General features: G+C 65.0%; 25 protein-coding genes. 13 read left to right on the top strand and 12 right to left on the bottom strand.

Annotated features, from left to right (window positions below):
* The coding region (locus CN311_RS06420; protein ID WP_165779613.1) for an AfsR/SARP family transcriptional regulator at positions 1-1,373 on the bottom strand (1,373 nt) is incomplete at its 3' end.
* Positions 1,374-1,550: 177 nt separating this feature from the next.
* Between CN311_RS06420 and CN311_RS06415 the strand changes: the two genes are divergently transcribed.
* The 3 genes from CN311_RS06415 (at position 1,551) to CN311_RS06405 (ending at position 2,805) form a co-directional block, all read left to right on the top strand.
* Positions 1,551-1,823 carry a DUF4242 domain-containing protein gene (locus CN311_RS06415; RefSeq protein WP_097572492.1) on the top strand — a complete coding sequence of 91 codons (273 nt, stop codon included), beginning with the start codon at positions 1,551-1,553 and terminating at the stop codon, positions 1,821-1,823.
* A gap of 147 nt (positions 1,824-1,970) precedes the next feature.
* Positions 1,971-2,471: a hypothetical protein gene (locus CN311_RS06410; protein ID WP_097572491.1), complete on the top strand. Its 501-nt coding sequence runs from the start codon at positions 1,971-1,973 to the stop codon at positions 2,469-2,471.
* A 91-nt stretch (positions 2,472-2,562) separates the two neighbouring features.
* A complete protein-coding gene (locus CN311_RS06405; protein WP_097572490.1) occupies positions 2,563-2,805 on the top strand; it encodes a YjiS-like domain-containing protein in 243 nt (80 codons plus the stop codon).
* Positions 2,806-2,843: 38 nt separating this feature from the next.
* On the opposite strand, the gene CN311_RS06400 is transcribed toward CN311_RS06405, so the two are convergent.
* Positions 2,844-3,206, bottom strand: a complete 363-nt coding sequence (locus CN311_RS06400) for a hypothetical protein (protein WP_097572489.1) — start codon at positions 3,204-3,206, stop codon at positions 2,844-2,846.
* Between the two features lie 157 nt (positions 3,207-3,363).
* Here CN311_RS06400 and CN311_RS06395 point away from each other — a divergent pair, with 157 nt between their 5' ends.
* Positions 3,364-3,705, top strand: coding sequence for a hypothetical protein (locus CN311_RS06395; protein ID WP_245440744.1), 342 nt, complete (start codon positions 3,364-3,366; stop codon positions 3,703-3,705).
* A 65-nt stretch (positions 3,706-3,770) separates the two neighbouring features.
* Here the strand turns inward: CN311_RS06395 and CN311_RS06390 are convergent, their stop codons facing one another.
* Positions 3,771-4,466 (bottom strand): XRE family transcriptional regulator, encoded by a 696-nt coding sequence (locus tag CN311_RS06390; protein WP_208866443.1) that lies wholly within the window; start codon positions 4,464-4,466, stop codon positions 3,771-3,773.
* 82 nt (positions 4,467-4,548) lie between these two features.
* Here CN311_RS06390 and CN311_RS32895 point away from each other — a divergent pair, with 82 nt between their 5' ends.
* The 5 genes from CN311_RS32895 (at position 4,549) to CN311_RS06365 (ending at position 7,267) form a co-directional block, all read left to right on the top strand.
* Positions 4,549-4,896 carry a hypothetical protein gene (locus CN311_RS32895; RefSeq protein ID WP_097572486.1) on the top strand — a complete coding sequence of 116 codons (348 nt, stop codon included), beginning with the start codon at positions 4,549-4,551 and terminating at the stop codon, positions 4,894-4,896.
* A 113-nt stretch (positions 4,897-5,009) separates the two neighbouring features.
* Positions 5,010-5,720, top strand: a complete 711-nt coding sequence (locus CN311_RS06380) for a GcrA family cell cycle regulator (RefSeq protein WP_097572485.1) — start codon at positions 5,010-5,012, stop codon at positions 5,718-5,720.
* A 24-nt stretch (positions 5,721-5,744) separates the two neighbouring features.
* Entirely contained in the window at positions 5,745-6,350 is a 606-nt protein-coding gene (locus CN311_RS06375; RefSeq protein WP_097572484.1) for a DUF6456 domain-containing protein, read from the top strand.
* A gap of 301 nt (positions 6,351-6,651) precedes the next feature.
* Entirely contained in the window at positions 6,652-6,933 is a 282-nt protein-coding gene (locus CN311_RS06370) for a BrnT family toxin (RefSeq protein WP_097572483.1), read from the top strand.
* Position 6,934: 1 nt separating this feature from the next.
* Positions 6,935-7,267 (top strand): BrnA antitoxin family protein, encoded by a 333-nt coding sequence (locus CN311_RS06365; protein ID WP_245440743.1) that lies wholly within the window; start codon positions 6,935-6,937, stop codon positions 7,265-7,267.
* Between the two features lie 112 nt (positions 7,268-7,379).
* On the opposite strand, the gene efp is transcribed toward CN311_RS06365, so the two are convergent.
* Positions 7,380-7,946 carry an elongation factor P gene (gene efp / locus CN311_RS06360; protein WP_165779614.1) on the bottom strand — a complete coding sequence of 189 codons (567 nt, stop codon included), beginning with the start codon at positions 7,944-7,946 and terminating at the stop codon, positions 7,380-7,382.
* Between the two features lie 135 nt (positions 7,947-8,081).
* On the opposite strand from efp, the gene epmA reads away from it, so the two are divergent.
* Entirely contained in the window at positions 8,082-9,125 is a 1,044-nt protein-coding gene (gene epmA / locus CN311_RS06355; RefSeq protein ID WP_097572482.1) for an EF-P lysine aminoacylase EpmA, read from the top strand.
* A gap of 95 nt (positions 9,126-9,220) precedes the next feature.
* Here the strand turns inward: epmA and CN311_RS06350 are convergent, their stop codons facing one another.
* Positions 9,221-9,823: a DUF922 domain-containing Zn-dependent protease gene (locus CN311_RS06350; protein WP_097572481.1), complete on the bottom strand. Its 603-nt coding sequence runs from the start codon at positions 9,821-9,823 to the stop codon at positions 9,221-9,223.
* A gap of 318 nt (positions 9,824-10,141) precedes the next feature.
* Between CN311_RS06350 and CN311_RS06345 the strand changes: the two genes are divergently transcribed.
* Positions 10,142-10,360 carry an RNA-binding protein gene (locus CN311_RS06345; RefSeq protein WP_097572497.1) on the top strand — a complete coding sequence of 73 codons (219 nt, stop codon included), beginning with the start codon at positions 10,142-10,144 and terminating at the stop codon, positions 10,358-10,360.
* Between the two features lie 34 nt (positions 10,361-10,394).
* Here the strand turns inward: CN311_RS06345 and CN311_RS06340 are convergent, their stop codons facing one another.
* The 3 genes from CN311_RS06340 to CN311_RS06330 form a co-directional block, all read right to left on the bottom strand.
* A complete protein-coding gene (locus CN311_RS06340; protein ID WP_097572480.1) occupies positions 10,395-12,362 on the bottom strand; it encodes an acyltransferase family protein in 1,968 nt (655 codons plus the stop codon).
* A gap of 289 nt (positions 12,363-12,651) precedes the next feature.
* A complete protein-coding gene (locus CN311_RS06335; RefSeq protein WP_097572479.1) occupies positions 12,652-13,008 on the bottom strand; it encodes an SPW repeat protein in 357 nt (118 codons plus the stop codon).
* Positions 13,009-13,159: 151 nt separating this feature from the next.
* Complete coding sequence (locus CN311_RS06330; RefSeq protein WP_097572478.1) at positions 13,160-13,381, bottom strand: alkylphosphonate utilization protein; 222 nt, start codon at positions 13,379-13,381, stop codon at positions 13,160-13,162.
* A gap of 172 nt (positions 13,382-13,553) precedes the next feature.
* Here CN311_RS06330 and CN311_RS06325 point away from each other — a divergent pair, with 172 nt between their 5' ends.
* Both CN311_RS06325 and CN311_RS06320 read left to right on the top strand, forming a co-directional pair.
* Positions 13,554-13,907, top strand: coding sequence for a cupin domain-containing protein (locus tag CN311_RS06325; protein WP_097572496.1), 354 nt, complete (start codon positions 13,554-13,556; stop codon positions 13,905-13,907).
* Positions 13,908-14,179: 272 nt separating this feature from the next.
* Positions 14,180-16,201: an AI-2E family transporter gene (locus CN311_RS06320; protein WP_165779612.1), complete on the top strand. Its 2,022-nt coding sequence runs from the start codon at positions 14,180-14,182 to the stop codon at positions 16,199-16,201.
* Here CN311_RS06320 and CN311_RS06315 read toward each other — a convergent pair.
* From CN311_RS06315 to CN311_RS06300, 4 genes are all read right to left on the bottom strand, one after another.
* On the bottom strand, positions 16,186-17,115 hold the full coding sequence (locus CN311_RS06315; RefSeq protein ID WP_097572495.1) for a phosphatidate cytidylyltransferase: 930 nt from the start codon (positions 17,113-17,115) through the stop codon (positions 16,186-16,188). The genes CN311_RS06320 and CN311_RS06315 overlap by 16 nt on opposite strands.
* Before the next feature lie 11 nt (positions 17,116-17,126).
* A complete protein-coding gene (locus tag CN311_RS06310; protein ID WP_097572494.1) occupies positions 17,127-17,885 on the bottom strand; it encodes a lysophospholipid acyltransferase family protein in 759 nt (252 codons plus the stop codon).
* A 14-nt stretch (positions 17,886-17,899) separates the two neighbouring features.
* Positions 17,900-18,334 carry a hypothetical protein gene (locus tag CN311_RS06305; protein ID WP_097572476.1) on the bottom strand — a complete coding sequence of 145 codons (435 nt, stop codon included), beginning with the start codon at positions 18,332-18,334 and terminating at the stop codon, positions 17,900-17,902.
* The coding region (locus tag CN311_RS06300; RefSeq protein WP_208866440.1) for a protein-tyrosine phosphatase family protein at positions 18,331-19,089 on the bottom strand (759 nt) is incomplete at its 5' end. The genes CN311_RS06300 and CN311_RS06305, both read right to left, overlap by 4 nt.

Raw genomic sequence — 19,089 nt, 5'->3', positions numbered from 1 at the left:
GGCCGCAGCTCCCGCGGGCTCGCCTGCTGGCGGGTTCGGGATTCGCTCAGCACCGCGACCGGCCATGGCCGGAAGGAAATCCAGCGCTGTTCATCGACCAGCGCCAGGCAATCGCCGAGCCAGCTATCGGCTTCCGGCAGCCGGTCCGCCGCAAGCAGGCCCCAGCCGCCCAGCCCCAGCGCCCAGATCTCGCGGCGGCGGTTGCCGGCGGAGCGGGCGTGCTCCAGGGACAGGGCGTAGTTGTCCAGCCCTTCTTCGATGCGGCCCCAGTCGACCAGGTTGAAGCCGATGACGCCGTGGATGCCGGCGAGCGCATCGCTATCCTCGGCCAATTCGACCGCCTGCGCCAGATAGGCGGCGGCCGTCGGGCGGCGGCCGGCCAGCGCCTCGACATAGCCAAGCTCGCGAAAGCCCGCCGAGGCGACGCCGGCGCTGCCTGAGCGCCGTGCCAGCTCGGTGCTCTGGCGAAGCAGGATCGAGCCCTCGTCGTCATAGCCCCTCACCGAATGAACCAGAGCGGTGCCGAGCTCGAAGGTGGCGGTGGCCGTGAGATGCGGGTCATTGGTCTTCTCGGCGTCGCGGACCGCGCGGCGCAGGCAATCGATGCCTGCATCCGCCGCACCGGCCGAGAGCGCGGCAAGACCGGATTGCACCAGCGACCTGACGAAGGCTTCCGGCGAAATGCCGCCGGGTGGCGAGGCAATGGTGCGGCGAGCCGCACTGCGCAGTGCCGCCGACGGCTTTTCGCCCAGCTCGGCCAGGAACACGGCTTCCGCCGCCTCGACCTGACCGAGTGCGGCGTCATAGCGCCCGGCCAGCGCCAGGCTTTTGACCAGCAGGATATGGGCGCCTTCGTCATACGGGCTGCGCCTGACGCCGAGCTCGGCCAGCCGCGTGGCGCGGCCATGGTCGTCGATGGACATTGCCCGGATGGTCTCTTGCCTGATCCGCGCTTCGACAACGCCGGCAATGCGTTCGCGCTCGACCAGCAGCCAGGTCGAGAATTCCGGGCTGCAGCGGGGCTCCAGGTTGCCCAGGAGCGGGCCGGCCTGCTCGACATCGAAATCATCGCGGTCGAGGTTCCAGACATCGACCTCGATGTCGGCGGCAAAGCGGCACTCGACCGGATCGCCGTTCAGGCATTCCGACGCGTTGAGCGCCTTGCGCAGCGAAGCCAGGCACCAGCGCAGGGAGCCGAGCGGATCGACGGTTTCGGGAAACAGCTCCGCCGCCAGGCTGCGCCGGTCAAGCGGAGCGCGCCCCAGCGCCAGGCGGGCAAGCAGCGCCCAGGCCTGATGGCCGCGCACCGGCTGGCTTTGCCCGGCGGCATCGAGGATCGCCGGTTCGCCAAGGAGTTTGATTTTCCCGCCCACGCTTTTCCACCATCCGACAGCGACCGCCACAGCCTTGCGCGGCGACCGTGGGACGAAGCGTGTGACCGATCGCGCGCGTTTTTTTGTGTCGCGGCGCACCGGGTCCAACGGCGACCGGTTTCAAGGCCCCCGTGGACCCAACAAGTCAACGCAACAAGGTAGCAATGGAGACCGACAATGCCAACATTCATCATCGAACGCGAGATTCCGGGTGCCGACAAACTCAGCCCCGCCGAGCTGAAGGATATCTCGGCGAAGTCCAACGCGGTCGTGGCCGGGCTCGGCGCGCCCTATAAATGGGTGACCTCCTATGTCGCCGGCGACAAGATCTACTGCGTCCACGAAGCGGAGAGCGCCGATGTCGTCGAGCGGCATGCCCGCGAGGGCGGCTTCCCGGCCAACAAGGTGACCGAGATCGCGGCGTTCATCGGACCTGCGACGGCCAGCTGAGGCGCGCCAAACCTTGAGCGGAAAGATCATGCCCAAACAATGAGATAGGGCCTGATCCTTGCAAATTGAATCGGGCAGATCAAATCGAGACATGCGGCAAACGCGGCGCACGCGCCCGTTCCGCCAACACCAACGAATGGAAAGAAAATGACCATCACGCTTTGGACGCGGCGCCTTGCCGCTTCATCCCTGCTTTCGATCGTGGCCACTGCCACCCAGGCCCACGGCGCCAGCCCGCTGGCCGACAAGGTGCGGGCGGCCAACAGCCGCTTCGAGACCGTGTCGGCGGCGACCGCCGAAGGCTATGCGCCGATCCCCTGCGCCAGCGGCCTGACCGGCGGCGCCATGGGCATCCACTATGTCAATGCCACCTATCTCAGGGATGACGCGGTCGATGTCGGCAAGCCGGAAGCGGTGATGTACGAGCCGATGGCCGACGGCACGCTGAAACTGGTGGCGGTCGAATATATCACCTCGAAAGGCCCGGCCTCGCTCGAAGGGCAGCTGTTCAACTTCAACAGCGCACCCAACCGCTACGGTCTCGGCCCGTTCTACGAGCTGCACGTCTGGGCCTGGAAACACAACCCGACCGGCACCTTCGCCGACATGAACCCGAACGTGTCCTGCGACGCGATGAAGGGGATGTAGCCGGCCGTCTCAGGCATCCGCGAGGAAGATCGCACCAGCACCCGGCCTCTCCGCGAGGGAGGCCGGCAGTGGCCGATAAGAGGTTTGAGCCATGACTTTGATCAAGACGAGCGGCGACCACGCCTTCACGCAAAAGCGCATCGCGTCGCCCCTCCGGTGTCTTGCGCTCGCCATGCTGGCGCGAATGATGCGCGGCTGGCGCTCGCGCCGCGACCGCCGTCATCTCGAGGCGATGCCCGATTTCATGCTCAGGGACATCGGCATCAGCCGGTCCGACATCGACTATGTCGCGGCCCATGGCGACACACGCCGCCGCACGGCGCCCGACTTCTAGAACCCAACTTTGGTTCGGGGAGGGGCTTCCGCCTCGGCTCACGCGGCTTCCCGTGCCCAGAGGCGCTGGCCGTAGCGGCGGAAGAAGCGCGCCAGCAGCCGCTGCTGTCTGGCGCGGGTGAGATCGGGCAGGCGCCGCTCCTTTCGCCAGCGCGGCATGTTGCGATAGCAGGCGATGAAGCGGGCGGCATCTTCGATCGCCTCCTGCGCCGACAGCGCCGGACCGATCGCCGCCAGGAACAGGGCCTCGCTCTGCTTCAGCCGGTCGACCACCGCCTTGCGCTGGTCATGGCCCTGCCGGGCCCTGGCTATGCCGTCGAGGCGGATGGCCGCCAACGCGGCCAGCATGGCCGGGCTGTCGCCGGTGTAGCCGCAGTCATGGGCGAATTGGGTGGCGTCCATCGTCACGTCCTCAATGCCGACGGCCGGGCCTGCCGCCCATCGGTGTCGGTGGCGACGGTGGCTTTCATAAATATAAGCATAACTCAAAAAATAGCACAAGCGAAACTTTTATACTGAGTTGAGCGGAACCGACTCGACTCCCGCGGAAAAACCAATAATGATGAGAACAAAACAGGAACACAGGGGCGAAGTGACGATGACATTGCCGGGCAAGGAGGCGACGATCGCCGATGTCGTTTCGATTGCGGTCGAATGCATCGACTGCGGTCGCAACAGATGGTGGAAGCCGGCCGAACTCGGGCGTCACGGGGTGAGCGGACAGACGCCGCTGGCGGCACTTTCGGAGCGCCTTTGCTGCTCGGCCTGCCGCGCCGACGGCCTGCCGGGCAGGGCGGTGTCGATCCAGGCGGCATTCATCGAAGAGCATGAGCGGCGGCGCAGGGAAGCGCAGAGGCGAAACGAGCGCGAGGCGCCGCTGGAGCGAACCAGGCGGGCTTGAAGGGCGCGATCCCTTCTCCCTCTGTGCGCACGCTGGCCCACAGGGGGAGAAGGAAGAGGGCGCACTCAATACCCCAGCAGTTCCTTGAGCGGGATGACGCGGAAGACGCTTTTGATCGCGTAGCGGTTGAAGGTCAGCGTCTTGGGCGGATTGTATTGCTCGACGACCAGCTCGCCGGCGGTGCGCTTGACCAGCTTCTTGACGAAGGCCTTGCCGTTGCGTTCGCCCTCTTCGGGCAGCGTCTCGATCACCACATGGTCGCCGGGCACGGCGTCGCGGCCGCCGCAATAGATCATGTCGCCCGGCTCGTAGCGCGGCACCATCGAGTCGCTGAGCACATGCAGCGCAAACACATTTTGCAGATGCTTTATGCCCGGCGGGCGCTGGACGTAACCGGCCGTCTCGCCGTTGAAGGTGAAGTCGCCATCGTCGCCGCCAACGGCGGCGCCGAAAATCTTGATGTCCATCGGACCGGCGGGCAAGGGGGCGGGATCGGTGACGATCTCGGCGTCGGCGACGTTGTCGGCATCGTCGAGGAAGACGACCTCGCCCTTGCCCAGCGCCACCGGGTCGACGCGCAGGAAGGCGGCGGTCTTCAGCAGGTTCTCGGTCTTGGGCAGGTTGCGGCCGGTTTCCCAATTGCCGACGGCAGCGACATCGGTGTCGTTGTGCTCGGCAATATGGCGCATCACCAGGCCGCGCTGCTTGCGCGCCTTGCGGATCGCCGCTCCGACCTTGATCGACAATGGGGTTTTCGTCATGGCGCCATCTGAAACATAAGATTCGGTTTCGTCCATGCAAGAATGACTTGCATTAATTTTTGAGTTATGCTTATATCCAGCCATGCACAAGCCGCATCGCCACTTTTCATTTTCGCATCCGTCCCGGCTGTCCTCCTCCCCGGCCGGGACGAAGCCCGAGGCTGACGCCTCGGATCCGGCGCCGTCTCCCCCGGCGACCGGAACGGCCGGAGGCCTCGCGCCTCCGGCCACGAATTTCGGCGACAAACGGGCCGGTTCGCCTGTGCGCGGTGCGGGGAGCAAATCGTGCATCCGTACCGAGGACGGCACCGTCATTGTCCTGGACCGGCGGACGGGCAGGGCGATGTCCGGCGCCAGCCGCGATGCGGCCGAGGCGAAGCTTGGCCGCATCGCCGGCCAAGCCAGCACCGCACCGCCGACCGAGCGCTGACCGCCTCCGGTCGGCGCCTCTGACGGCCTCTAGCCGGATCTGAACAACCAAAACCTTTCGAGCGTCTCCCGGCGTGGCCGGAGGCTGTCCAACACGCTGCACGGATCAAGACAATGGCCTCCTATACCGACACCGAACTGGAAGCGATCGCCCGCTGGCTGAAGGACGGGCTGTCGGCCTCGAACATATCCGACCGGCTGAGCGCCCTGCGCGGCAGTGCGGTTTCGCGCAATGCCGTTGTCGGCATCGTCCACCGCGACGCCTCGCTAAGTGCCATCGGCTTTGCCAATCCCGGCGGCGGCAGGTCCGGCGGGCGGCCGAGAAAGAACGCGGCAAAGCCGGGCCAGTCGGCAAAGCAAGCCAGGCCCGGAGGGCAAGCGAAGTTGCCGGGGCAAGCAAAGCTGCCGGGGCAAGCGGAACTGCCCGAACAGTGCGGGCTTACAGCGGTCAGGCCGTTGAAGCCGGCAAGCCACGTCAAGTCGGTTCGCTTGGCGCCGCCGGTTTGGTTGCCGCAGCGCTCCGGACGGGACCATCCGGTGCAGAAGAGCGGGGCCGTCAAGCCGCCGACGCCGCACCCCGCCGGGCCCCAACCGCATGTCGCGGCCATGCGTTTCATCGATTGTCTGTTCAACCGCTGCCGCGCGCCGCTCGACCTGACGCTGGAGGAAGACCCCGAAAACGACGCACCCGGCGCCCGGCCGGGAGCCGAGATGCTGTGCTGCGGCCTGCGCACGCGGGCGCTGAAGAGCTACTGCGCCCACCACGCGGCGCGTTTTTACGACCGCCGCCGCACGGCGCTGGCGGATGCCGCCGCCAAGGCCTGAACCAAACCCAGGAGGACGAACCCCATGAGCAAGAAGACCGCCAGGAACACCAGGCCCAAGGCGCCGAAACTGCCCAAAGCTGAGGCCGAACAGGTGCGCATCCGCAAGGAGATCGGCCATGATTTCGCGCTGAAGGACGACAGGTTCGGCCGCAAGCGGCTCGCCACCGGTACGGCCGAGGCGCGGCGCGTCTACGAGGTGTCCAATGACGGCCATACCTCGACCGGCGGCATCGTGCGGGTGCGCACTATCGACCCGCTCACCGGCATCACCTCGCTGTCTCACCAGCAGCGCGAGGCTGGCCTGCGCTACCGCGAGGATTTCCGCGTCTCGCAGCAGGATGGCGTCAAGCCGATGACCTGGACCGAGCGCGTCGATGGCGGCCGCAAGGACGGGGGCGTCGCCGACCGCATCCTCTCAGCCGGTCGCGCCCACGCCAGTGCCGGCAAGACGCTGGCGCACTGGGAGGTGGCCGGTGTGGTGCAGAGGGTTTGCTGCCTAGGCGAATCGGTGAAAAGCGTGGCCGAGCAGACCGGCGAGGGCAGGGATGTGGTGACGAAGCTGCTGAAGGTCGGGCTGGATTTGTTGGCGGTGCATTACGGGATGATGCTGGGGAGAAGGGTGGGGTGAGAGGAGCTATCCCGCCAGCGATCGCGCCCGGCGGCGGATGGCCTGCAAACAAAAAGGCGACGCCGGAGCGCAGCCCTTATCTGGTGCAGACTGGCTGCTTGTTGGAACCCTCTTTGCGCCCCGCCACCTTGAATGCGGCGCGCTTCGAGCAAGATCGCAAACACGTCGAAGTCGACATGGCTGAGTAGAAGGTATGGCGGACGATCGAGGAGACGGCGGCCATATGCGCTCACCTCGAAAAATATTAAACGTACCCCCAAAAAAATAGTTGCGATTTATTTTTTGGGGGTACATAAAATATATGAGGAAGCCATCGTCCTTCACATTTGACCCCGCCAAGAATGCTCGCAACCTGGCTGATCGCGGCATCGACTTTTCCGTCGCCAGCCAGTTCGAGTTCGCGGCCGCGCTTATCGCCGTTGACGACAGGAAGGACTATGGCGAGGTCCGTGAAGTGGCCATCGGCTTCATCGGCCAGCGGATGCATGTGCTGGTCTTCACCATTCGCGGCGATGCCTGCCACGTCATTTCGCTGCGCAAAGCCAACAGTAGGGAGATCAAGGCCTATGTCGAAAAGATATGATGTGAAGAAAAAGACCGCGCCTGCCATGGCATATGCGCAGAAGCTGAATGCGTTTCCCGACAAGCGGGAGACGGCGCGCCAGCGAGCCCAGGCTGCGCTGGAGGCGCTAACGGATGAAGAGGACGTGGCCATCACGAAGGATGCCCTCGCCGATCCCGACAATCCACCGGCGGATGACCTGTTCCGGCGACGTGGCCGTCCACGATTGGAGTATCCCAAGGAGGCCGTTAAGCTGCGAATAGATGCTGACGTGCTCGAACACTTCCGCGCCGATGGCCAGGGCTGGCAGACGCGTATGAACGACGCGCTGCGCAAGGTCGCGGGTTTAAAATGAGGGGCGGCGACGTGAGCGATCATTCCGCCGCCTCGGAACGGATCGAACACCGTTTCCCAGCATGTGGTCCAGCGGCAACAGGCGATTGGGCTCGTGGCGAGACGGCCGGCCTCTAATCCTTCGCCCGCTCCACATACGCCCCGTCCGCCGTCATCACCACAACCCGCGTGCCGGCTGAGATGTGCGGCGGCACGGCGGTGCGGACGCCGTTGGAGAGCAGCGCTGGCTTGTAGGAGGAGGAAGCCGTCTGGCCCTTGGTCACCGGCTCGGTCTCGACCACTTCGAAAGTGGCCCGCTGCGGCAGCACCAGCGAGATGGCGATGCCATTGTGCTGCGAGACCTGCACCGCCATGCCTTCGGAGAGATAGGGCGCCATGTCGCCGACCACGCTTTCGGGCACCGCCACCTGGTCGTAGGTTTCCGGGTTCATGAAATGGAAGCCTTCGGCGTCATGATAGAGGAAGGTGTGCTCGCGCTCCTCAACATAGGCGCGCTCGACCTGCTCGGTGGTGCGATAGCGCTCCGAAACCTTCACCCCGTCGGCTATGCGGCGCATGTCGAGTTGGGTCACCGGCGTGCCCTTGCCAGGGTGGATGTTTTCGGCAAAGAGGATCACGTAAAGCTTGCCGTCCTTATCGACGACGTTGCCTTTGCGTAGGGAACTGGCGATGACCTTCACCACGATTTTCAATCCTGCACTGGTTGGTTGGCCTTGCCGGCCTGAAACGGTTGATCGGCGCAAATCGGCCGCGCGAGCCGTCGCCCTAGCGCATCTTGGCCTGAACCGCCAGCCTTCTGTGCAATTCCGGTTCGCATGACCGGCGCTTCGCCCTGGTGGACGCCGCACGTCCATGCCGATCGCCGGCCGCGGCTGATCCTGCGCAACCGCATTGCCGCGGCCTTTCGCGACTGGTTCGCGCGGCGCGATTTCATCGAGGTGGAGGCCGCGGCCCTGCAGGTCTCGCCCGGCAATGAGGCGCATCTGTCGGCCTTCGCCACCGAGGCGATCGGGCCGGATGGCGCCCGCCAGCCGCTCTATCTCCACACCTCGCCGGAATTCGCCTGCAAGAAGCTGCTCGCCGCCGGCGAGAAGCGGCTGTTCAGCCTCGGCGCCGTCTACCGCAACCGCGAGCGCGGGCCTCTGCACCATCCGTCCTTCACCATGCTCGAATGGTACCGGGCCGAGGAAACCTATGAGAGCCTGATGCAGGATTGCGCCGGGCTGGTCGCTCTTGCCGCGGAGCAGGCGGGCGCCAGGCGTTTTGCCTTTCGCGGCCGCGAGGCCGATCCGTTCGCCGAGCCGGAACGGTTGAGCGTAGCTGAGGCTTTTACGCACTATGCCGGCATCGACCTCTTGGCCACGGTGGGGGCGGACGGCGGCACCAATCGCGAGGCGCTGCATGCGGCACTGGTCGAGGCGGGCTTGCGCACGGCGCCCGATGACAATTGGGCCGATCTGTTCAGCCGGGTGATGGTGGAAAAGATCGAGCCGATGCTGGGGCAGGGGCGGGCCACCATCCTCCACGGCTACCCGATCTCCGAGGCAGCCCTTGCCCGGCCGAGCGGGGAGGACGCAAGGATCGCCGAGCGCTTCGAGCTCTATTGCTGCGGGGTGGAACTCGCCAACGCCTTCGGGGAACTGACCGACGCCGCCGAACAGCGCCGGCGTTTTGAGATCGAGATGGACGAGAAGCAGCGCATCTATGGCGAGCGCTATCCGCTCGACGAGGATTTCCTCGCGGCCCTGGCCATCATGCCGCAAGCCAGCGGTTCGGCACTCGGCTTCGACCGGCTGGTGATGCTGGCGACGGGGGCGGGCAAGGTGGAGGATGTGATGTGGACGCCGGTGGCGGGGTGAAAAATGTCGGGCAATTGAGGGCAGTGCTCTACGGCGCCCCCCTCTGTCCCGCCAGCCTTGCCATGCTTTCCAGCGCCATCTCGCCGCCCGCAGCCCTACCGTCCCATCAGCAGCCCGACGATGAGCCGCTGCATGTTGCCGCCCTGGCCGAATTCGACGCGGTCGAAGTCGCGGCTTGCCTGGCGCTGGGCCTGGGAGAGTTCGGAGAGCCGGCTGGTCAGCTCGGTCCTGATCTTCTTGCAGCCGGGGTCTGCGGCCACGGTCAGCCCGACGCTCACGGCTTCGATCTGGCGCACCATGTCGGCGATTGCGGCGCCATGCACCTTTTCATGGGCGGCGATGCCGGCGGAAAAAACCTCCCAGCTTTTCCGGACTGCGGCCGGCAGCGGCTTTGACGGCTTGGGCAAGGTGTAGGTGATGATCAGCTTCGGCCGCGCCGAGGCCAGCACGCAGGCATCGCCTTGCGGCTGATAATCCCTGACCCAGGTCAGCTTGAAATTGGTATGCGCGATGACGCGGTGCTTGCTCTTGCCGATCGTAGGGCCGCGCTCGCCTATCGAGGCATAGAGTTCTGGTCCGGTCTGCCCCGAGATGGCGTAGGTCTCGACCTGTTCGACCGGCTTCCATTGTGCCGTCTGCGCCTGGGCAACCGGCGGCGCCAGCAGACAGGCCGCAAGCAGATATCTGAGAGGCTTCATGCGAATTTCCAGGCCACAACGGGAAGTCGGCCTAGCAGGGATCGTCAATTCGGTGAAGTGCGTGCCGGCAGATTTCGGTTTGCTGCCTGGTCCGGCACGGAAAATGGCGGGCCTTTGCCCCGCCATTTTCCGTCCGGCAATTCGGCAAGCAGAGGTCAGTTCGCGCCGCCGAGCCTCTGGCCGATCCGCTCACGCCGCCGCCAACTTCGCTCCGCTTATTGCCAGCCGCGCCATCAGGCCCAGATTCCATGTGTTGCCAGTTTGCAGGATGCCGGTTCCCGGCACTGTCCCGTGGAGGTGACCCACATGGAGGTGAGCATGACACGCGACGACATCATTTCGGTGCTGGGGCCGGTCGACGAGGCCGTCATCGCCGACATCGTCTCAACCGGCGCGACGATCGAGGAACTGCGCGAGGCTTTTGCCTGGATCGGGGCCGACGAGGCGCTGGTGAACGAAGGCCGACAACTGCCGTCGGCAAGGGTGGCGGCGCTGATCGAGCTGCTCGAGACGCCGGACGACGAAGACCTGTCCTAGCGAAGGCGGGCCGTAGCGGAGGCGGGCGCCTGCGTCACTTTACGGTAGCTGTCACCATGTTGGAGAACAGCGCGCGCTCGAGAGGCCGCTCCAGCGTCTGCGCAAAGGGCGTCGCCAAATGATGGCGGTCGCGATAGGCGAGCTTGCCGCCGATGAGGACATGGCAGGTCTCGGCGTCGCAGAACTGGTCGGTCATGTCGACATAAATGGCGTTCGGTATCGAGCGCACGATGTCGCGCTCCACCGCGGCGGCCGCGTCGTTGACGGCGTAGGCCCGCGTCTGGTCGCACAGCGACGGTGTCTGCCCCCGCCACAGGGCGCGGGCCACGCAGGTGTCGACCGGCTCGTCGTTGAAGGGCACGTCGCGGATGAAGGCGACCTTCAGCCCGGCCCGGCTGAACGCCTCGATTGTGGCGCGCAAGCCGGCGCGCCATTCCGCATCCTGGCTGGCGGATACTTTGGCATCGGGCGACATCTTGCGCGAGCTGGCCAGCGCGATCTCCGAGATCACCACCAGGCTCGGCCGCGCGGCGATGATCTCCTTGATCGACTGCGCGCGCCATTGGTCGCACTCGGTGTAGTCGCGCTTCAGCTTGGTGACCCAGATCGTCAACCGAGAGGCCCGGCAGGAGGATTTGAGCCAGGTGAGGACCCGGTAGTTGTGCTTTTCAGCCGCCTCGATCAGCGGCGTCGACCAGTGGTCGGCATGTGAATCGCCGAACAGTGCGATCGAACCTTCGGCGTTTTTGGCGCCGAACACGCAGTGTTTTGGCGTGACATCCTCGAAGCCGATAATGCAGCCCCCGGCGCGCGCCGTGGAGGGCAGTGCGGCGCTTTCGGCGATGATGCGCTGTTCGGGGGCGATATCGTGCACGGCTAGGCGCGCGTTGGCGTAAGCGGCTGCGACGCCGGTGCCGGTCAGGAGGACGGCCGGCACCAGCGCCCGCGCCGCATTGGCCATCAGCCAGCCATTGCGGCGGATCGGGTTCTCGATGAAATTATAGGTGAAGATCGACAGCGCCAGCGTCAGCGCCAGGCAGCCGAGCCGATCGGCAAGCGACAGGTCGGGAACCAGCATCGCGGCATAGACGATGACCGGCCAGTGCCAGAGATAGAGCGAATAGGAAAGCTTTCCCAGCCATTGCAAGGGCGGAAGCGACAGCACGGCGCTTGGCCCGCTTTGCGTAGTGCCGGAGCCGCTCAGCAGCAACAGCACCGCGCCGGCCACAGGCACCAAGGCCATCACGCCGGGGAAGGGGGCGTCCTCGCTGAAGGTCAGATAGGCGCCGGCGATCAGCGCCAGGCCAAGCCATGCGCATGCCGCGCCAAGTTGCGGGCGCTGCCGCCAGAATCCTGCCGGCGCCATCGTCGCCAGGCCGCCGGCCGCGAATTCCCAGGCCCTGAGCGGCGAGAAATAGAAGGCCCAGGGCTGTGATATTTCCGTCAGCCAGGCGCAGACGGCGAACGACACCACACCGGCGATGCCGATCACCAGGATCGCCGCGCGCCTGCCCGGGCGCAGCCAAGCGGCAAGCAGCAGCAGCGCCGGCCATGCGAGATAGAACTGCTCCTCGACCGAGAGTGACCAGAAGTGGATGAAGGGGTTGTTCGCCGCATCCGGGGCGAAATAGTCGAACGACCAGCGGATCAGCCAGAAATTGATCGCATAGGCCGACGCGAACATGGCGCCTTTCGAATAGAGCGACTGTTCCTCCGGCGCCAGGATGAAATAGCCGGCGACGAGCGTGACCAGGATGACGAACAGCGAGGCCGGCAGCAGCCGCCTGGCGCGCCGGGCATAGAAGCGCCACAGGTCCAGCCTGCCGGTGTCGTCGATTTCGCGCAGCAACTGACCGGTGATCAGGTAGCCGGAGATAACGAAGAAGATGTCGACGCCGGTGAAGCCGCCGGGCAGATCCGACAGGCCGAAATGGAACGCGATGACGCCCGACACCGCGAGCGCCCGCAGCCCCTCGATATCAGGCCGGAACGATGCTGACACGACGAACCCCCGTGTTGGTCGTTGACGGCCCACCCGACGCGAAACCTCGACGCGATGTGTCGATATTGCAATGCAACAAATCTAACGCAGTGCAACATAAGGAGAAGATTGGCGGGTAGAGGCAGCGGCAAATGGCCCAGAGGTCGGCGCTGCTGCCCGGTTTGTATTGCTGCTGGCCGTTTTTTGCGCGCCAAGCGCCACCTCGCCCGACTTGCGGGCTTGTATGTTCATCCAGCCTTTTAGAGGAGCCTGACACTCACGCGCCGGGCTCCCCCCTTGGTCCGCACCATCACGCGTGCGCGTGCGGGTGACGGTAGTCCCAGACTGCCCAGGCCGAAGCGGCGACAACCAGCACGCCGAGGACCACATGGGTCCCCATTGCATTGGCGCTCGCGGCGAAGCCGAGCAACCAGGGCGAGACGATCAGCCAGAGCCCTACAACAAGGTTCAGCCACTCTTCCCACTCGGCGAACGCCGAGAGCGCGGCGAGCGCCAGGGCACCCAGCACAATGCCGGAAATCCAGGCGTTCCACGCAGGACTGGCTTCCGTGACGAAGCCGATGATCCAGGGTGAGATGAAGAGGCAGATCGCAAGGACCAGATTGATCCAATCCTGGGCCTTCTTTCCTTCCATCAGGTTTGCCATGACAACCTCCACAGATGAAGCTTGAACAAAGCACGATATTCGCGTGCAAATGCACGCTTAACTATCGATGTAATTACGCTTCAACCGGCCTTCAAGAAGGTGCCCCCGGCGTCGACAAAGCCCAAGCGAATCGGGCCAAAAACTTACGCGATCACGCCTTTTTCAGGAACTCGGTTTTCAGCACCAGGCCTTTCACCTGCCTGGTGCTGCACTCGATCTCGCCGGGATTGCCATTGAGACGGATGTTCTTCACCAGCGTGCCGCGCTTGATCGTCTCCGATGTGCCCTTGACCTTCAAATCCTTGATCAGGGTCACGGAATCGCCCTCGTTCAACGGAGTGCCGTTGCTGTCTCTTACGATCGTGTCCGTCATATCGGGTCTTTCATCGGGCCGGTGGGGGTGCCGGGACCGGCCCTATCTCGCGGATGGCGTAAGGTCAAGCGGACCGCCGCCAGTGCGAAGGCAGGGCATTCGCGTTGCCGATGTCCGGGGCATCGGCTATTGACGGCAGCCGATGCCGGCGCAGCTCAAAGGGAGCCCGACCATGACAGACAAGACCATCCTCAAATTCGGCGCCGTCGAAAACGCCGAGGCCGGCGACCTCGCTGGCTGGGTCGTGGTCGACGGCAGCCCGACCATGAAGACCGCCGTCCAGCACACCACCGAAGACGGCAAGGTCATGTCGGGAACCTGGCAGGCCACCCCCGGCACCTATCACGCGACCTATACCGATTACGAATTCGTGCACATGATCTCGGGCCGCATCGTCATCACGCCCGATGGCGGCACGCCCGTCGAAGTCGGCCCTGGCGATGCCTTCGTGGTCGAAGCCGATTTCAGGGGAACGTGGAAGATCGTCGAGCCGGTAACCAAGCACTTCGTCGTCAGGGTCGGCTGATACCGAGGTGCGCGAACGAGCACTCCGATCGCGGCCCAGCCACGACGTGTTCGACCGTCATTGGCTGCGCCAGTCGGACTAAGCCTGACCTCGTCTTCTGCTTTCGCGGAACCGATCAGTACGTCAGTTGTTGTGTCCGGCGACCGAGCGCCCGTCTGGCCGCCAGGCGCCCGCCCTTGCCTCTCGCGTCTTCGAACTCGCCGGCGCGAAGAAGCGAAAGTTGCACGCCGGCTCAACATGCCTGATCATGGCTGTGGCAGGGGAGGTATCAAGTGGCGGCCAATCGTCGAAACGGTATGCAGCCGGCCGAGCCCGGGCTGATGGGCATTGTTTCTTCTGCCAGAACCATTCCGCGCATGTCGTTGCCCACCATCGCGACTGTTGTGGCGGCGGTTGCGGCTCTCTATTTCGGGCGCGAGGTTTTTCTGCCGATCGCAATCGCCCTGCTGCTTACCTTCGCGCTCGCGCCCATGGTTTCCGGACTCAAGCGAGTCGGCGTTCCACGTCTCCCGGCCGTCATCGCCAGCGTGCTGGGTGCCTTCACGATCCTTGCGTTGTTCTCTTTCATTGTCGCCACGCAGGTCAGCGAACTGGCCCAGAACATCCCGCTCTACCAGTCGAATATCCTGACCAAGGTCAGGTCCCTGAAGGAAACCGGCGTCGGTGGCGGCATCGTTGCCAGACTGAGCGGGGTGATCGAACGCGTTGGCCAGGAACTCGACAGGCAGGAAGCCTCACAACCCACCGCGGATGAGCCCGAGCGCGTGCCGGTGCCTGTCGAGATTGTCGCGCGTGAAAGACCGCTCCAGGTCCTCCAGAACCTGATCGGCCCGCTGATCAGCCCGCTGGCGTCGGCCGGCCTGATCATCGTCGTCGTCATCTTCATGCTACTCGAGCGCGAGGACCTGCGTGATCGTTTCATACGCCTCGTCGGGTATGGCGATCTTCATCGAACCACCGAGGCGCTCCAGGATGCCGGCAAGCGGGTCGGCAGATACCTGCTCATGCAATTGGTTGTGAACATGGTCTATGCCGTGCCGATTGCGTTCGGGCTTTGGGTTCTGGGCATACCCAACGCACTGCTGTGGGGATTGCTGGCGCTTGCACTGCGATTCGTTCCCTATATCGGCCCGGTCATTGGCGCGTTGCTGCCTTTGTTCCTGGCGCTGGCCGTGGCGCCGGGCTGGTCGCTTGTGCTGTGGACCGCCGGGCTGTTCGTGGTCATGGAAATGATCACCGGCAACGTCGTCGAACCTTGGCTCTACGGCTCGCGCACCGGACTTTCACCTTTGGCCATCATTGTCGCGGCGATCTTCTGGACCTGGCTCTGGGGTCCGCTGGGCCTGGTTCTGTCGACGCCGCTCACGGTCTGTCTCGTCGTGCTCGGCAGGCACGTGCCGCAGTTCGAATTCCTCGACGTCCTGTTCGGCAACGAACCCGTTCTCGAACCGCATGCCCGGCTTTACCAGCGCCTGCTGGCCGGCGACCCCGATGAAGCCACGGATCATGCCGAGGAGATTCTGGAAGAAAAATATCTGGTCGAATTCTACGACAAGGTCGCCATTCCGGCACTTCTGCTCGGTGAACAGGACCGCATGCGGGGTGTGATGGGCGAAGAGCAAAGACGGCAGGTGGCGGCCAGTGCGCAGACGCTGGTGGCGAACCTGGACGACAGCGCACAGGAAGAAGCAGAGGAGGAAGACCCGGCTGCCGCCGAGGAAGCCGGCTCACGCAAGGACAAGGAGGCTCAGGAAGGCGAGGACGACATCGAGTTGCCCGATGGCACGGACATGGCGGTGCTGTGTGCCGGCGGACGCGGCGAACTCGATGATGCCGCCGCCGCCATGCTGGCGCAGGTGCTGGAAGTCCAGGGCGCAACGATATCGAAGGCGAGCTTTGCCGACATGGATCCGGCGAGCATTCGCCGGCTCGAACTCGACGCTGTCGACACCGTCGTGGTCGGATTCCTGAACCGCGACTCCGTCAAACACGCCCGTTTCCTGGTCCGCCGGCTGAAACGTGTCAAAACGGCGCTGCGGGTCGGCATCGTATTCTGGCCGGAGGCCGGTGGCGGCGACAAGGAGACAGCCGCCAAATTGGCCAACGACATCAATGCCGATTTTGTTGCGCATGGCATGGTCGATGCCGTGCGGGGCGCGTTGTCGAGCGATCCGCCGGTTGCCCTGAAGGCCGTTGCTGCCAAGCGCCGCATTCGCCGCCGGCCGCCCGCCGCCAAGAAAGCGCCGCCTGCTGCTGCAAGTAAGGCTGTCGGTCGCTCTCACGTCCAGAAGTAGCGCACCGTGTGGAAGAACACCGGGGCGGCGAAGACCAGGCTGTCGGCGCGGTCCATCATGCCGCCGTGACCCTCGATCAGATGGCCCCAGTCCTTCACTCCCTGGTCGCGTTTGATGGCCGAGGCGACCAGCCCGCCGAGGAAGCCCATCAGGCAGGCGATGAAGGCGACACCCGCCGCCTGCAGCGGCGAAAACGGCGTCAGGAACGACAGCAGCGCGCCAAGCAGGCTCGACGCCGCCAACCCGCCGATCAGCCCTTCCCAGGTCTTTGACGGCGAGACGGCCGGCGACAACAGATGTCTGCCGAACAGCTTGCCGAAGATATATTGCAACACGTCGCTGCCTTGCACGGTGATGATCAGGAAGGCGATCAGCAACAGGTTGCGGCCTTCGAAGCCGGGAACCTCCAGCGTCAGCAGCGCCGGCACATGGCTGACGCAATAGACCGAGATCATGACCGCCCATTGCTGCGCCGAGACGCGTTCGAGAAAGCGCTCGGTGTCGCCATGCAGCGCGGTGATGGCCGGCATCAGCAGGAAGCAATAGACCGGAATGAAGATGGTGAAGAGGCCGTACCAGGCGGTCCACACCAGCCAGTACTGGAACGGGATGATGATGCCGAACATGCCAAGCAGCACCCAGTGATCGCTGCGCCGGTTGTGCGTCAGCGTCACGAATTCGCGCAAGGCGGCAAACGAGATCAGCGCGAACAGGATGGTCATTGCGCGGCGGCCCAGGAACATGGCGACGGTGATGGCCAGGACCATCACCCACCAGGCATTGATGCGCTGGTTGAGGTTGACCAGCGTTGAGGAGAGCGGCTTCGGCGCGCGCCACGACAGGATGCCGGCGATCAGGTTCGCGATGGTCAGCACGGCCGTGAGGCCGATGACCAGGATCAGGGTTTCGCGCATCGGCATGTTGGCTAGTCGTCTCCTGGCGCGTCGTGAGGGATATCGGATCGCGTCCGATGCTCCAAGCTCTTCTGGTCGCGTGATGTCTTTCGGACAACCGGCTTTTCCGCACCGTGCCTCGGCGGGCGGGGGTTCAGCGCAAGCAGCGTCTGGCGGGCGCGGTCGAGAAAGGCGCGGCGTTCCTCGCCAGGCGCGATGGCCAATGGCGCACCGAAGACGACACGGCAAAGCAGCGGCACCGGCACGAACTGGCCCTTGGGCAGCACGCGCGACATGTTCTCGATCCAGCAGGGGATGAGTTCGACATCGGGCCGCGCCATCGACAGATTGTAGAGGCCGGAGCGAAACGGCAGCAGGGCTTCGTCGGTCATGTTGCGCGTGCCTTCGGGGAAGATGATCAGCGAATGGCCTTCGTCGAGCACCGACAGCATGATCGAGATCGGGTTCTGCGTCTCGTCAGTCCACTGCCGGTGGATGAGCACGGAGGACAGCATATCCTGCGCGATAAAGCGGCGCAGCCGCGACCTGCCCCAATATTCGGCTGCGGCGACGGCATGGGTGCGGGCGCGCTGCTTCTCGCTGAGGCAGGCCGACAACAGGATGAAATCGCCGTGGCTGGCATGGTTGGCGAAGTAGATGCGCTGCCGGTCCGACGGCTCGGTGCCGCTCCAGATCGGCCTGACGCCGGTGACCGCCCAGGCGAGCGCCGACAGGCCGACCGAGGTCATGGTCTGCAGCAAGGTGAAGGTGTTGGCGCGGATGTGAAGCATCGTCATCGACGGATTCAAATAAATGCCGCGACGAGCGACGCCGCAGCGAACAGGCAAAAGGCGGTACGCTGCTTCATCAGCAGGCGGCGCGCGCCCGCCATGCGTTCATCCAGCGAGCGGGTCGCGGTAGGGATGGGCTTCAGGCGCATGCGCGCCAGCACATCGTCGACCGCGGCACCGCCGGCTGCTTCGCCGTCATGGCTCGCCATCAGCCGGAACAGCAGGGCGTCGAACAGAATAAGTGTCGAGAAGGCGAGAGTGGCCAGGGCACTGGCGGCAGCCACGAACCAGGCCCCCGCCGACAGCGGCGTCGCCTGCGGCCCCGCCGTCAGCCCGATGACAGGCGTCACCAGCACGCAAGCCGCGATCAGCAGAATCGGCCATGCCGCCTGCACCATCAGCCCGGCGGCGAATGCGCCTGCTTTGTCCTGAAAGGCCTCATTGTTCATGCCGCCTCGTCCGCTCCGATATGAAGATGCACGGGCCGGCCCGCCGCAGCGAGCTTTTTGCGCGCCTGTGCTGGTGTCGGTGCCCGGCCGGTGGCGACCAGCCATGCGGCGACGACGCCGGCGCTGCGCTGGAAGCCGAGCGCGCAGCAGACCAGCACGGTGCCTTGGCCGCGCGCGTCCTCGATCGCTGCCACTGCCTCAGCGAGCCGTTCCTGCGGCGGCGGCAGGAGGTCTAGCATGGGAAGGCTGGTCCAGCGGCGGGTGGTGCCGCGCGGCCTTTCCAATTCGCCCGCAAGGTCGATCACCGTGCCGAAGGCGTCAGCTTCGGCCGCTGTCGGAAAGCGGCCGAGTGAGACACCGTCGACCACCGCGATCTCAGGCGCAAGCTTGCGGGTCCATGCCCATATGTTGATCCTGGCGCCGAGCCGGTATGGCCAAAGCAGGATGCGGCTCGCCAGCGAAACGCTGCCGTCGGCGGCTTTCTGGAACACTTTGGCGCCGGCCCCGGCATAGGCGAAGGCGACGATGGCCAACGCCAGCGCCGGCCACAACAGGACGAGCCACAGCGCCGAGACGAAGGCGCCCGCAGCCGCACCTGCCAGCGCCAGCACCGCGCCCAGCGCATAAAACCGCGCCAGCCACCTGGCCTTCGCATCGGCGGTCAGCCGAAAGCCGGCGAACGGCAATTCGCCCTTGGCCGGAAACAGCCAGAGCGCAAAAAACCCGAGCAGCGCGCCGGTCGGGATGTCGATGAA

Origin of the sequence: Mesorhizobium sanjuanii, from assembly GCF_002529485.1 — a bacterium.
Lineage (GTDB): Bacteria > Pseudomonadota > Alphaproteobacteria > Rhizobiales > Rhizobiaceae > Mesorhizobium > Mesorhizobium sanjuanii.
The sequence above is the reverse complement of the archived record's forward strand: the minus strand, read 5'-3'. Positions and strand labels throughout refer to the sequence as shown.